15 protein-coding genes are annotated in these 13,238 nt (G+C 55.9%); 11 read left to right on the forward strand and 4 right to left on the reverse strand.

The window, feature by feature from the left end:
* Window positions 1–25: 25 nt before the first annotated feature.
* On the forward strand, window positions 26–364 hold the full coding sequence (glnB, locus tag KIF87_RS04470; RefSeq protein ID WP_003860685.1) for a nitrogen regulatory protein P-II: 339 nt from the start codon (window positions 26–28) through the stop codon (window positions 362–364).
* 81 nt (window positions 365–445) lie between these two features.
* On the opposite strand, the gene hmpA is transcribed toward glnB, so the two are convergent.
* Entirely contained in the window at window positions 446–1,636 is a 1,191-nt protein-coding gene (hmpA, locus tag KIF87_RS04475; RefSeq protein ID WP_213328044.1) for an NO-inducible flavohemoprotein, read from the reverse strand.
* 304 nt (window positions 1,637–1,940) lie between these two features.
* Between hmpA and glyA the strand changes: the two genes are divergently transcribed.
* Window positions 1,941–3,194: a serine hydroxymethyltransferase gene (glyA, locus tag KIF87_RS04480; protein ID WP_008502165.1), complete on the forward strand. Its 1,254-nt coding sequence runs from the start codon at window positions 1,941–1,943 to the stop codon at window positions 3,192–3,194.
* 54 nt (window positions 3,195–3,248) lie between these two features.
* Here glyA and KIF87_RS04485 read toward each other — a convergent pair whose 3' ends face one another.
* Window positions 3,249–3,671, reverse strand: coding sequence for a DoxX family protein (locus tag KIF87_RS04485; RefSeq protein WP_063143407.1), 423 nt, complete (start codon window positions 3,669–3,671; stop codon window positions 3,249–3,251).
* 173 nt (window positions 3,672–3,844) lie between these two features.
* On the opposite strand from KIF87_RS04485, the gene KIF87_RS04490 reads away from it, so the two are divergent.
* Complete coding sequence (locus tag KIF87_RS04490; protein WP_213328045.1) at window positions 3,845–4,990, forward strand: 3-phenylpropionate MFS transporter; 1,146 nt, start codon at window positions 3,845–3,847, stop codon at window positions 4,988–4,990.
* Here KIF87_RS04490 and csiE read toward each other — a convergent pair.
* Entirely contained in the window at window positions 4,985–6,262 is a 1,278-nt protein-coding gene (gene csiE, locus KIF87_RS04495; protein ID WP_213328046.1) for a stationary phase inducible protein CsiE, read from the reverse strand. The two genes, KIF87_RS04490 and csiE, sit on opposite strands and share 6 nt — an antisense overlap.
* A 125-nt stretch (window positions 6,263–6,387) precedes the next feature.
* Here csiE and KIF87_RS04500 point away from each other — a divergent pair, with 125 nt between their 5' ends.
* Window positions 6,388–7,026, forward strand: a complete 639-nt coding sequence (locus tag KIF87_RS04500; RefSeq protein ID WP_032659456.1) for a DUF1007 family protein — start codon at window positions 6,388–6,390, stop codon at window positions 7,024–7,026.
* The gene (locus tag KIF87_RS04505; RefSeq protein WP_213328047.1) at window positions 7,017–7,997 is read left to right on the forward strand and encodes a nickel/cobalt transporter; all 981 of its coding nucleotides are present in this window, start codon (window positions 7,017–7,019) and stop codon (window positions 7,995–7,997) included. The genes KIF87_RS04500 and KIF87_RS04505 overlap by 10 nt, the downstream gene beginning before the upstream one ends.
* Window positions 7,998–8,058: 61 nt before the next feature.
* Here the strand turns inward: KIF87_RS04505 and suhB are convergent, their stop codons facing one another.
* Window positions 8,059–8,862: an inositol-1-monophosphatase gene (gene suhB, locus KIF87_RS04510; protein ID WP_028014077.1), complete on the reverse strand. Its 804-nt coding sequence runs from the start codon at window positions 8,860–8,862 to the stop codon at window positions 8,059–8,061.
* A 131-nt stretch (window positions 8,863–8,993) separates the two neighbouring features.
* Between suhB and trmJ the strand changes: the two genes are divergently transcribed.
* From trmJ to hscB, 6 genes are all read left to right on the forward strand, one after another.
* A complete protein-coding gene (gene trmJ / locus KIF87_RS04515; RefSeq protein ID WP_023333041.1) occupies window positions 8,994–9,719 on the forward strand; it encodes a tRNA (cytosine(32)/uridine(32)-2'-O)-methyltransferase TrmJ in 726 nt (241 codons plus the stop codon).
* 219 nt (window positions 9,720–9,938) lie between these two features.
* Window positions 9,939–10,430: a Fe-S cluster assembly transcriptional regulator IscR gene (gene iscR / locus KIF87_RS04520; protein ID WP_023308826.1), complete on the forward strand. Its 492-nt coding sequence runs from the start codon at window positions 9,939–9,941 to the stop codon at window positions 10,428–10,430.
* Between the two features lie 117 nt (window positions 10,431–10,547).
* A complete protein-coding gene (iscS, locus tag KIF87_RS04525) occupies window positions 10,548–11,762 on the forward strand; it encodes a cysteine desulfurase (protein ID WP_008502157.1) in 1,215 nt (404 codons plus the stop codon).
* Between the two features lie 24 nt (window positions 11,763–11,786).
* Window positions 11,787–12,173: a Fe-S cluster assembly scaffold IscU gene (gene iscU / locus KIF87_RS04530; RefSeq protein ID WP_003860661.1), complete on the forward strand. Its 387-nt coding sequence runs from the start codon at window positions 11,787–11,789 to the stop codon at window positions 12,171–12,173.
* Between the two features lie 13 nt (window positions 12,174–12,186).
* Window positions 12,187–12,510 carry an iron-sulfur cluster assembly protein IscA gene (iscA, locus tag KIF87_RS04535; protein WP_003860659.1) on the forward strand — a complete coding sequence of 108 codons (324 nt, stop codon included), beginning with the start codon at window positions 12,187–12,189 and terminating at the stop codon, window positions 12,508–12,510.
* Window positions 12,511–12,708: 198 nt separating this feature from the next.
* Window positions 12,709–13,224 carry a co-chaperone HscB gene (gene hscB, locus KIF87_RS04540; protein WP_119915345.1) on the forward strand — a complete coding sequence of 172 codons (516 nt, stop codon included), beginning with the start codon at window positions 12,709–12,711 and terminating at the stop codon, window positions 13,222–13,224.
* Window positions 13,225–13,238 lie beyond the last annotated feature (14 nt).

A 13,238-nucleotide genomic window follows, 5' to 3' on the forward strand; every position in this document is an offset into this window, starting at 1 on the left:
ACAGGCAAGAGTTTAAGGACCCACCATGAAAAAGATTGATGCGATTATTAAACCTTTCAAACTGGATGATGTGCGTGAAGCGCTGGCGGAAGTCGGCATCACCGGGATGACCGTGACGGAAGTGAAAGGTTTTGGTCGTCAGAAGGGCCACACCGAGCTTTACCGTGGCGCAGAGTACATGGTCGACTTTCTGCCGAAAGTAAAAATTGAAATCGTGGTCAGCGACGATATCGTCGATACCTGCGTGGATACCATTATCCGCACCGCGCAGACGGGCAAAATCGGCGACGGTAAAATCTTCGTCTTTGACGTGGCGCGCGTGATCCGTATCCGTACCGGCGAAGAAGACGACGCCGCGATTTAACATTGCCAACGGTTTTGTAGGTCGGGTAAGGCGCAGCCGCCACCCGGCGAAAAAAAGCCCCTCGAACGAGGGGCTTTTTCATTACAGCACCTTATGCGGCCCGAAACATTCGTAATGAATATTGTCTTTGTTCACACCCAGCTCTACCAGCTGCTTCGCGGCATACTGCATGAACGCCACCGGTCCGCAGACGTAGAACTGCATGTCCGGCGCGCTAAACGCCCCTTCCATCTGGCTTAAATTCATCAGGCCTTCGCTGTCAAACCGTGCGGCTGCGCGGTCTGCATCCGTCGGCAGGCGATACCAGGTGTGCGCGGTGAAGCGCGGCAGGGACGCCCCGAGCGTTTTCACTTCATCCGCAAAGGCGTGCACGTCACCGTTTTCCGCAGCGTGGAACCAGTTGACCTGCGCACCGTGGTTTGCCTTCGCCAGCGTATCGAGCATCGCCAGCATTGGCGTTTGGCCGACGCCCGCAGAGATCAGCGTAACCGGGATATTCGCTTCTACGGCCATGAAGAAATCGCCCGCCGGCGCGGCCAGATGAACCACGTCTCCCACGTTAGCTTCGTTGTGGAGCCAGTTGGAGACCTGACCGCCGTCCTCACGCTTCACAGCAATACGGTAGCCTTTGCCGTTTGGCTTGCGGGTAAGAGAATACTGGCGGATCTCCTGATGCGGGAAGCCTTCAGGCTTCAGCCACACGCCCAGATACTGGCCTGGCTGGTAATCGGCAACCGGCTGTCCGTCCACCGGCTCAAATTCAAAGCTGGTAATCAATGCGCTGCGCGGGGTTTTCTCGACGATGCGGAAGGCTCGCGTGCCTTCCCAGCCGCCGTTCTTGCTGGCGTTTTCGCTGTAGATCTGTGCTTCACGGTTGATAAACACGTTTGCCAGCACGCCGTAGGCTTTACCCCACGCGTCCAGCACCTCCTGACCCGGGCTGAACATCTCGTCCAGCGTCGCCAGCAGGTGGCCACCCACAATGTTGTACTGCTCGGGTTGAATCTGGAAGCTGGTGTGTTTCTGGGCGATTTTTTCCACCGCGGGCAGCAGCGCAGCCAGGTTTTCAATATTGCTGGCGTAGGCCGCGATGGCGTTGAACAGCGCTTCGCGCTGATCGCCGTTACGCTGGTTGCTCATGTTGAAAATTTCTTTGAGCTCCGGGTTGTGCGTGAACATGCGATCGTAGAAATGGGCGGTGAGTTTAGGGCCGGTTTCCACCAGCAGGGGAATGGTGGCTTTAACGGTAGCGATGGTTTGAGCGTCGAGCATGAGCGCATCCTTCTGATGTGACTTTAATGATGTATTTTAAATGCATCTTATAAAAAATACCCCTGCGTTGTAAATGGTTCTTTGCAAGATGAAAAATATGCATCACAAACCTGAAAAGAAATCCGCTGGAAATGACGAGAGCTTTATTCCTCAAACCCTTGCGTGGCGCGTAGGAAAACGTTTGCGTAAAATCGTTTGTCAAGACCTGTTATCACAGAACTAATCAGTTATACTGTTGCCCGTCGTCCAACAGGACTGCCTTTTCAGGCCAAAATTTACTTGTTAGCTGAGTCAGGAGATGCGGATGTTAAAGCGTGAAATGAACATTGCCGATTATGATGCCGAACTGTGGCAGGCTATGGAGCAGGAAAAAGTACGTCAGGAAGAGCACATCGAACTGATCGCCTCCGAAAACTACACCAGCCCGCGCGTCATGCAGGCGCAGGGTTCTCAGCTGACTAACAAATATGCTGAAGGTTACCCGGGCAAACGCTACTACGGCGGTTGCGAGTACGTTGATATCGTTGAGCAGCTGGCTATCGACCGTGCGAAAGAACTCTTTGGCGCTGACTATGCGAACGTGCAGCCGCACTCTGGCTCTCAGGCTAACTTCGCGGTCTACACCGCGCTGCTGCAGCCGGGCGATACCGTTCTGGGTATGAACCTGGCGCAGGGCGGCCACCTGACTCACGGCTCCCCGGTTAACTTCTCCGGCAAACTGTACAACATCATCCCTTACGGTATTGATGAGTCCGGTAAAATTGACTACGAAGACATGGCGAAGCAGGCTAAAGAGCACAAACCGAAGATGATCATCGGTGGCTTCTCCGCTTACTCCGGTATCGTTGACTGGGCAAAAATGCGTGAAATTGCGGACAGCATCGGTGCTTACCTGTTCGTCGACATGGCGCACGTTGCGGGCCTGATTGCCGCTGGCGTTTACCCGAACCCGGTTCCACACGCTCACGTTGTGACCACCACCACCCACAAAACCCTGGCGGGTCCGCGCGGTGGCCTGATCCTGGCGAAAGGCGGTGACGAAGAGCTGTACAAAAAACTGAACTCCGCCGTGTTCCCAAGCGCGCAGGGCGGCCCGCTGATGCACGTTATCGCGGCTAAAGCGGTAGCGCTGAAAGAAGCGATGGAGCCAGAGTTCAAGGTTTATCAGCAGCAGGTTGCTAAGAACGCCAAAGCGATGGTGGAAGTGTTCCTGAACCGTGGCTACAAAGTGGTATCCGGCGGTACCGAAAACCACCTGTTCCTGCTGGATCTGGTTGATAAGAACCTGACCGGTAAAGAAGCTGACGCTGCCCTGGGCCGCGCCAACATCACCGTGAATAAAAACAGCGTGCCAAACGATCCGAAGAGCCCGTTCGTGACCTCCGGTATCCGTATCGGTTCTCCGGCCGTGACTCGCCGCGGCTTTAAAGAAGCGGAAGTAAAAGAGCTGGCCGGCTGGATGTGTGACGTTCTGGACAACATCAATGACGAAGCGGTAATCGAGCGCGTCAAAGGTAAAGTTCTGGATATCTGCGCACGCTTCCCGGTATACGCATAATTCATCTGCTTTGCAGAAATAAAAAAGGCCGCGCATGCGGCCTTTTTTTATGGTTTAACGCCGGTCGAGGGAAATGGCTCCCGGTCCGACAATGGCCAGCAAAATAAAGGCACCGGCAATACTGATATTCTTGTAGAAGTTAATCATATTCGGCACGACCGCATCACCGGTCATATCCCAGTAGTGGTGTCCAATCACCGCGGTTCCGAGGGTATAGAATACAAACAGTACCGCGAGCGGACGGGTGAAAAAGCCCAGCACGATCAGGATAGCGGCAGGCACTTCCATCACCACCGCAATAATGGCCGCCAGCATGGGCATCGGTGCACCCAGCGAGGTCATATATTGTACGGTGCCGCTAAACCCCGTCAGTTTTGGATAACCAAAGATAATAAACAGCACGACAAGCGCGATGCGGCCAATCAGCAGCAGCAGGTGACGTGACTGACCGAAATCGAAATAACGTAGTGAGTTCATGGCAGAAAAACCTCTGCAAGTGGAGTAATTTAAACGTAATACATATTTTCATTCCCTGCCATAAGCCAGGCGACTGCACAAGATGTTAATTTTTCGTTAATTTATAGCAGGCTATCGACTTGCTTAATTTTTATATTCTCGCCAGACTATGGCCTCGATTTCGGGAGGGATTCATGGTCTTGCATTCCACGCGCTGGCTGGCGCTCAGTTATTTCACCTATTTCTTTAGCTACGGTATTTTTCTGCCCTTCTGGAGCGTCTGGCTCAAGGGTATCGGCCTGACTCCCGAGACCATCGGCGTCCTGCTGGGGGCCGGGCTGGTGGCGCGTTTCCTCGGTAGCCTGCTGATTGCCCCGCGCGTCAGCGATCCCTCCTTGCTGATCAAGGCTGTGCGCATTCTTGCTCTGCTGACGCTGGTCTTTGTTGCCTGCTTCTGGGTCAGCCACCAGTTTGCCTGGCTGATGGTGGTGATGGTCGGCTTTAACCTGTTCTTCTCCCCGCTGGTACCGCTGACGGATGCCCTGGCGAACACCTGGCAAAAGCAGATCACCATGGACTATGGGCGCGTGCGCCTGTGGGGCTCTATTGCCTTTGTGATTGGCTCCGCGCTGGTGGGTAAACTGGTCAGCCTTTACGATTACCGCGCCATTCTCGCCCTGCTGAGTATCGGTATTGCCTCAATGCTGCTGGGCATGCTGCTGCGGCCGTCGATAATGCCGCAGGGAGAGAGCCGCCATCAGGAGAGCGCAGGCTGGCCCGCCTGGCGGAGCCTGGTAGCACAAAGCTGGCGCTTTCTCGCGTGTGTTTGTCTGCTTCAGGGGGCGCATGCGGCGTACTATGGCTTCAGCGCCATCTACTGGCAGGGAGCGGGATACTCTGCTTCCGCCGTGGGCTATCTGTGGTCGCTGGGCGTGGTGGCCGAAGTTATTATCTTCGCCCTGAGCAAGAAGCTATTCCGTCGCTTTGGCGCGCGTGACCTGCTGCTGCTTTCCGCCGTGTGCGGCGTGGCGCGCTGGGGCATTATGGGCTGGACGACCGAATTGCCGTGGCTGATAGTGGCGCAAATTCTTCACTGCGGCACCTTTACCGTGTGTCATCTGGCGGCGATGCGCTATATCGCTGCGCGCGAGGGTGGGGACGTTATTCGGCTGCAGGCCGTCTATTCTGCGGTTGCAATGGGGGGCAGTATCGCGATCATGACGGTCTTTGCGGGGTTCCTCTACCAGCATCTGGGGCATGGCGTCTTCTGGGTGATGGCGCTGGTCGCCTTACCCGCAATCGTTGTTCGCCCTAAAGTGGCCGCTCGCGCGTCGCTATGATTCCAGCATGGCGCGAATATGTTCTTGCTGCTGCGCGTTCAATGTCTCAACGGCATGGATCAGCGGCGGCGAGAACAGCGGCAGGACGGTAGGGTAGGGGGTGATAACCAGCGCGGCCTCGCGCGGTGCCCCCTCTTTCTGGAAAGCCTGCAGCGTCAGATAGCGAATATTGAGCGGCAGCAGCGTCAGCTCGCGAAGCTGCTGTTCAATCAGATCCTCGCTGGCCTTATCGTCTCCCGTCAGCAGGATCACCTGTTTTTCGTGCAGATCGGTCTCCTGCATCAGCCAGGCACCGAAAATCACCGCGACAAGGCTCATCTCTTCATCAGAAAAACGCAGCCCAAATTCCGCCTCCAGCTCAAACAGCGCTTCCTTCGTGGTGCGTAACAGCCGGGGATAGAGACGATGGATCTCCTCCGGCAGGCAAGTGTCGATGCCAATCTCAAACAGCGAGCGGTCCAGCGCCTGAGCAAGATGGATATACAGCTGATCGGTCAGCCCTTGCTCGTCGCTGAAGTTCATTCCGGTCTGTGAGCGAAAACGGGCGACCATGCGCACGATGGCCCGGCGCAAGCGCTGATCCTGCTGGTGCTTATCGAGCACCGGATCGGGCGTGCGGAGCATCATAAACAGCAGCGCCAGAAACAGCTGTTCTTCCCCGTGCGCTCCCTGCGGGACGCGCCGTCTCCAGTGACGCACGATCTCCTGGGCCGTAAAATACTCCCCTCTCGACTGGGTCCAGCTGCGCTGAACGTGAGAAAACTGCGGCGTATTCCCGAGCTGGTGCTGAATAAGACAGTATTGTAAATAGAGCTGTAAAAACTGGACGTCGCGGCATTCAAACTGGCGCTGGAGCTTGCGTGAGCAGAAGCCGATCAGCGCCCGCAGGTTCGCATCGTCGTAAAGCGGCCGCGCAATGCCGTGTTGTTTAAGCGCGGTTTTTAATGCGGGGGTAAACTGGTGCGAGACAAACTGCGGGCAAAGCCGCAGCGCCCGACGCAGCCAGTGCAGCAGGCATAAACGCTGATTCAGGGCTGTGCCTTCAATCCGGTAGCTGCCGTCGTGGTGCGTGACGATGTCCAGCCGGTGATAGCGCTGGATTTCATCGCGCGTCTCGGCTATATCTTGCCGTGCCATCGCGTCGTCAACCCCGTTGGCAGCAATGATGCTCTGTGCGGTGACGGCAGCATCGGGCAGGTAAAGCATCAAGAGCACCTGGCAGCGGCGCTGCGAACTGGAAAGCACAGATGGAATTTCAAGCGTCGTCATCATCTGTCGGGTATCCAGTGTGAATGTTTGATAAGAATAGCTAAAGGATGAGCGCTGAAAAGCGCGCCGGCAGGCCTTTCACTCAGGATTGCTGGGGAACATCACAGAATTTTTGACGTGAGGAATTGATGCAAACAGTTAAACAAAGTGCGATGGCGTTATTTTTGGCGGCTATCAGCTTCACCGCCAGCGCACACCCTCACAGTTTTATTGACCTCCAGACGGAGCTGGTCACCGACGGCACGCAGCTGAGCGGCCTGAAGATGCGCTGGACGATGGATGAAATCACCTCGGCCGATCTGCTCTATGATGCGGGAAACGCGAAGCCCGGCGACGAAATCTGGAAAAAGCTGGCGGCGGAAGTGATGGCCAACGTGCTCGGCCAGCACTACTTCACGGAATTCTGGCACAACGGGCAGAAGGTCAAATTTCTTAACCGGCCAACGGAATACGGTATGACGCGTGACGGGCATCAGGCGGTGCTGACGTTCGTGCTTCCTCTGGCGCATCCGCAGCCGCTGGCGGGGCAAACGTACCGTTTTTCCACCTTTGATCCTACCTACTATGTCGACATGCGCTATGACAAAGACAGCGACGTACGGCTGCCGGACGCTCTGCAAAAAAACTGCAAAATTGGCGTGCATACCCCGAAACCCAGCGAGGAGACGCTGAACTTTGCGGTCTCGCTTGATAAAGAAGATGCACCGCCTGAGGACATGGAGTTGGGTAAACAGTTCGCGCAGGAGGTGACGTTACAATGTCAGTGATCTCCTCTCCGGTTCGGAAACCACGCCGCTGGCTTCACCTCTGGCCGCTGGCGCTCTTTCTGCTGTTCGCCGTTTGCGGTTCGCTGTGGCTGTGGCAGGCCTGGCCGCAGGTCATGATGAAAAGCATTGTCTGGCAGCGTGAGGTCAACCAGCAGATGAGCGGGCTGCTGAAGGCGGTGGCGGAGAACCCGACCAAAGCGGGTGGCTCCCTGCTGGCGTTCAGCTTTATCTATGGCGTTCTGCACGCGCTGGGGCCGGGGCATGGCAAAATTGTCATCACAACCTGGCTCGCCACACATCCGTCGAAGCTGAAATCGAGTATTGGCCTGACGCTAGCCTCCTCCCTGCTTCAGGGCGGCGTGGCGATTGCGCTCGTCGTGGTCGTGCTTTCGCTGTTACAGCTTCCCGCGCGCCAGCTGCACCTGAGCAGCTTCTGGCTTGAGAAGGGGAGCTACGCGCTGGTGGGCGTGCTGGGGCTGATCCTCTGCTGGCGGGCGCTGAAAAAGCTGCGCGTGCTGCTGCAAAAACCGAAATTCAAAACCTTTACACCGCACCACGTTCATGATGAAAGCTGCGGCTGCGGGCATCAGCATTTGCCCACGCAGGAACAGTTGCAGAACGGTGACGACTGGCGCGCGCGGCTGATGATTGTTCTCTCGATGGGTATGCGCCCGTGTTCGGGTGCCATCATGGTGCTGCTGTTCAGTAAGGTGATTGGCGTGTTCGGCTGGGGAATGCTCTCCGCGCTGGCGATGGCGGCAGGAACGTCTCTCACCATTTCGTCGTTAGCGCTGCTGGTACACAGCTTCCGTCAGCTGGCGGTCAAACTCAGCGGCAATAAAACGCCGGTGCTGTGGCGACAGGTAGGGTGGACAACGCTTGCGCTGGCGGGCGGGGTGATTCTGCTGGTGGCGGCGGTGACGATGTGGATGAGCGCGGTGCCGGTAGGAAGGGGATTGCGGCCTTTCTAATAGGGTGCGGTCTGATGCCCTCACCCTGACCCTCTCCCACAGGGAGAGGGAATTACCGGGATTAACGCTTCAGCGCATCGCTCAGTTCATCACGCATGTTTGCCAGCATGGCTTTAACAACGCGTGGGTTACCCGCAACGATGTTGCCAGTGGTCATGTAGTTGTGGCCGCCGGTGAAGTCGCAAACAATCGCGCCTGCTTCACGCGCGATCAGCTCGCCCGCAGCAAAGTCCCAAGGCTTCAGTGACAGCTCGAAGTAACCGTCAACGCGGCCGGTCGCCACGTAGGCCAGATCCAGCGCAGCAGAACCGGTGCGACGGAAGTCCGCGCATTCGGTGAACAGTTTGCCCAGGATATTCATATAGGTGGTCGCGTGCTGTTTCGCCTTGAACGGGAAACCGGTCGCCAGGATGGTGCCGTCCAGATCGCGTGCGTTGCTGCAGCGCAGACGGTAGCCGTTCAGCTGTGCACCCTGACCGCGGGTAGCGGTGAACAGTTCGTTACGCATTGGATCGTAAACAACGGCGACTTCAGTACGGCCTTTAATACGTACTGCGATAGACACAGAGAAGTGTGGCAGGCGTTTGACGAAGTTGGTGGTGCCATCCAGTGGATCGATAACCCATTGAACATCCTGATCGGTACCTTCATGTTCACCGCTTTCTTCGGTGATGATGGTGTGCTGTGGGTAAGATTTGCGGATCGTTTCGATAATAATCGCTTCTGCGGCTTTATCGACGTTAGTCACGAAATCATTGCTGCCTTTCTGGCTGGTTTCTACGGAGTCTGGCGTTTCGTAGTGTTTGGCAATTACATTACCCGCCTTGCGCGCTGCGCGCACGGCGATGGTCAGCATCGGATGCATCGGTCTCTCTCACTGGATGTTAAAGAACAGGAAAATCGGCGCAGAGTATAGCAGTGGGATCGGATTATGTCTCCCGTTTATGATAATATGCCCGAATATTCTTCAGACGCTGAATTCAGACATTAAAAATTATGCTGCAAAACATTCGAATCGTGCTGGTCGAAACATCGCATACCGGCAACATGGGCTCCGTTGCCCGCGCTATGAAAACCATGGGATTAACAAACCTGTGGCTGGTTAATCCGCTGGTGAAACCAGACTCGCAGGCCATCGCCCTGGCGGCCGGTGCCAGCGACGTGATCGGCAACGCCCAGATCGTCGACACCCTTGACGAAGCGCTGGCCGGCTGCAGCCTCGTTGTCGGCACGAGCGCGCGATCACGCACGCTGCCGTGGCCGATGCTGGATCCGCGCGAATGCGGCCTGAAAAGCGTCTCAGAAGCGGAGCAGGCACCGGTTGCGCTGGTGTTTGGCCGCGAGCGCGTTGGCCTGACCAACGACGAGCTGCAGAAGTGCCACTATCACGTTGCCATCGCGGCGAACCCGGAATACAGCTCGCTGAACCTGGCGATGGCGGTGCAGGTTATCGCCTATGAAGTGCGTATGGCGTGGCTGGCGACGCAGGAGAAACCGGTCGAACCGAAAGAAGAGACGGCCTACCCTCTGGTGGACGACCTTGAGCGCTTCTACGGTCACCTGGAGCAGACGCTGCTCTCAACCGGCTTTATCCGTGAAGGCCACCCGGGCCAGGTAATGAACAAGCTGCGCCGTATGTTTACCCGTGCGCGCCCGGAAAGCCAGGAGCTGAACATCCTGCGCGGAATTCTGGCGTCGATTGAGCAGAAGAATAAGGAATAGTGCCGGTTTGTTTTCTCCCTCTCCCCGTGGGAGAGGGCCGGGGTGAGGGCATCAGGCCGCACCCAGGTAAAACGGCACGGAAGGTTAAATACCTGACTAAAACAGTCAAGTAAATAGTTGACCATTTTAGTCAGGAATGTCAGACTTGGCCCTGCTATGCAATACCCCATTTTACTATAAAAAACCCCGGGCAGGGGCGAGTTTGAGGTTAAGTAAGACATGAGACTGACATCTAAAGGGCGTTATGCCGTGACCGCGATGCTGGACGTTGCGCTCAACTCCGAAGCGGGCCCGGTTCCGTTGGCTGATATTTCTGAACGACAAGGGATCTCCCTCTCTTATCTGGAACAGCTGTTCTCCAGACTGCGTAAAAATGGACTGGTTTCCAGCGTTCGTGGCCCAGGCGGCGGTTATCTGCTGGGTAAAGACGCGGGCAGTATTGCAGTTGGTGAAGTGATTAGCGCAGTTGACGAATCCGTTGACGCGACCCGTTGCCAGGGTAAAGGCGGCTGCCAGGGCGGCGACAAATGCCTGACCCACGCGCTGTGGCGCGATCTGAGCGACCGTCTCACCGGCTTCCTGAACAACATCACCCTGGGTGAACTGGTCAATAACCAGGAAGTTCTGGATGTCTCGGGTCGTCAGCACGGTCAGGATTCCCAACGCAGCACCCGCGCGCAGGACGCTATCGACGTCAAACTGCGCGCGTAATAAAACGATAAAGATTTCAGAATCAGGCCGGGGCGGACACGCCCCGCGTACTCGGTCGTACATCCAGCCGGTTGCCTGATTCCTTGCATTGAAGCGATGTACGGAGTTTAAAGAGCAATGAAATTACCGATTTATCTCGATTACTCCGCAACCACGCCGGTGGACCCGCGTGTTGCCGAGAAAATGATGCAGTGTCTGACCCTGGACGGAAACTTTGGTAACCCAGCTTCCCGTTCACACCGTTTTGGCTGGCATGCTGAAGAGGCGGTTGATATCGCCCGTAATCAGATTGCCGACCTGGTGGGTGCCGACCCGCGTGAGATTGTTTTCACCTCCGGTGCGACCGAATCCGACAACCTGGCGATCAAAGGTGCAGCCAACTTTTATCAGAAAAAAGGCAAGCACATTATCACCAGCAAAACCGAACACAAAGCCGTGCTTGATACCTGCCGCCAGCTGGAGCGTGAAGGGTACGAAGTGACCTATCTCGCCCCACAGAGCAACGGTATTATTGACCTCAAAGAGCTCGAAGCGGCCATGCGTGATGACACCATTCTGGTTTCTATCATGCACGTCAACAACGAAATCGGTGTGGTACAGGACATCGCGACCATCGGCGAAATGTGCCGCGCGCGCGGCATCATCTACCACGTGGACGCGACCCAGAGCGTGGGCAAACTGCCTATCGACCTGAGCCAGCTGAAAGTGGACCTGATGTCCTTCTCCGGCCACAAAATCTATGGCCCGAAAGGGATCGGCGCGCTGTACGTTCGTCGTAAGCCACGTATCCGCATCGAAGCACAGATGCACGGCGGCGGTCACGAGCGCGGCATGCGTTCCGGTACGCTGCCTGTTCACCAGATCGTGGGCATGGGCGAAGCGTACCGCATTGCAAAAGAAGAGATGGAAACCGAGATGGCGCGCCTGCGCACGCTGCGTAACCGTCTGTGGGACGGCGTGAAAGATATGGAAGAAGTGTATCTGAACGGCGATCTCGAGCAGGGCGCACCCAACATTCTCAACGTCAGCTTTAACTATGTTGAAGGCGAATCGCTGATCATGGCGCTGAAAGACCTGGCCGTTTCTTCCGGTTCTGCCTGTACGTCTGCAAGCCTGGAGCCATCCTACGTGCTGCGCGCGCTGGGTATGACCGACGAGCTGGCACACAGCTCTATCCGTTTCTCTTTAGGTCGTTTCACTACCGAAGAAGAGATTGACTACACCATCAAGCTGGTTCGCAACTCCATCGGCCGTCTGCGCGACCTTTCTCCACTGTGGGAAATGTTCAAGCAGGGCGTGGATCTGAACAGCATTGAATGGTCACATCACTAATCGGTATATAAGGAGAATTCAATCATGGCATACAGCGAAAAAGTCATCGATCATTACGAAAACCCGCGCAACGTTGGCTCTTTTGACAACAGCGACGAATCTGTCGGTAGCGGCATGGTTGGCGCACCGGCGTGTGGCGACGTGATGAAGTTGCAGATTAAAGTCAACAATGAAGGTATCATTGAAGACGCGCGCTTCAAGACCTACGGCTGCGGTTCTGCTATCGCGTCCAGCTCCCTGGTCACCGAATGGGTGAAGGGCAAGTCTCTGGACGAAGCACAGGCAATCAAGAACACGGATATTGCTGAAGAACTCGAACTGCCACCGGTGAAAATTCACTGTTCAATTCTGGCAGAAGACGCGATCAAAGCCGCCATTGCGGATTACAAAAGCAAACGTGAAGCAAAATAATTGAGGTTTGAGTATGTCGATTACCCTTAGCGACAGCGCTGCCGCGCGAGTAAGCTCTTTTCTGGCGAACCGTGGTAAAGGCTTTGGCCTGCGACTGGGCGTACGTACCTCCGGCTGTTCTGGTATGGCTTACGTACTGGAGTTTGTTGATGAACCGGCGTCTGACGACACCGTGTTTGAAGACAAGGGCGTGAAGGTGGTGGTCGATGGCAAAAGCCTGCAATTCCTCAACGGCACTCAGCTGGACTTCGTTAAAGAAGGCCTGAACGAAGGGTTCAAATTCACGAACCCGAACGTCAAAGACGAGTGTGGTTGCGGCGAAAGCTTCCACGTTTAACCGCGTTCCGCTGTTATACCGATTAATTCGTGTTGCAGAAAGGCGGCAAGCGAGTGAATCCCTAGGAGCTTACTTAAGTAAGTGACTGGGGGGAACGAGCGCAGACAACGCATCTGCAGCGCGAAGTAAGAAGGTATAACCCCACCGTGGCTCTGCTGCGCGTGGGGTTTCTTCTAACAGGCTACCCCTGAGATTGTTATGGATTACTTCACTCTCTTCGGACTACCCGCTCAATACCCGATTGATCTGCAGGCGCTGACGATCCGCTTTCAGGATCTGCAGCGTCAGTATCACCCGGATAAATTCGCCAGTGGTACTCAGGCAGAACAGCTGGCTGCGGTATCGCACTCTGCGACCATCAACCAGGCCTGGCAGACGCTGCGTCATCCGCTGAGCCGTGCCGAGTACCTACTCTCGCTCCACGGTTTCGATCTGGCGAGCGAACAGCATACCGTGCGCGACACCGCGTTTCTGATGGAACAGCTGGAACTTCGCGAAGAGCTGGATGAGATTGAACAGGCCAAAGACGAAGCGCGTCTGGAAAGCTTCATCACGCGCGTGAAGGGCATGTTCGATACCCGCCATCAGCAGATGGTGGAGCAACTGAACAACGAGACCTGGGACGTGGCGGCAGATACTGTGCGCAAACTCCGTTTTCTCGATAAACTGCGAAGCAGTGCTGAACAACTCGAAGAAAAGCTGCTCGATTTTTAAATTTCGGAAGCAAT

Origin of the sequence: Enterobacter sp. 120016, assembly GCF_018383635.1 — a bacterium.
GTDB lineage: Bacteria > Pseudomonadota > Gammaproteobacteria > Enterobacterales > Enterobacteriaceae > Enterobacter > Enterobacter asburiae_D.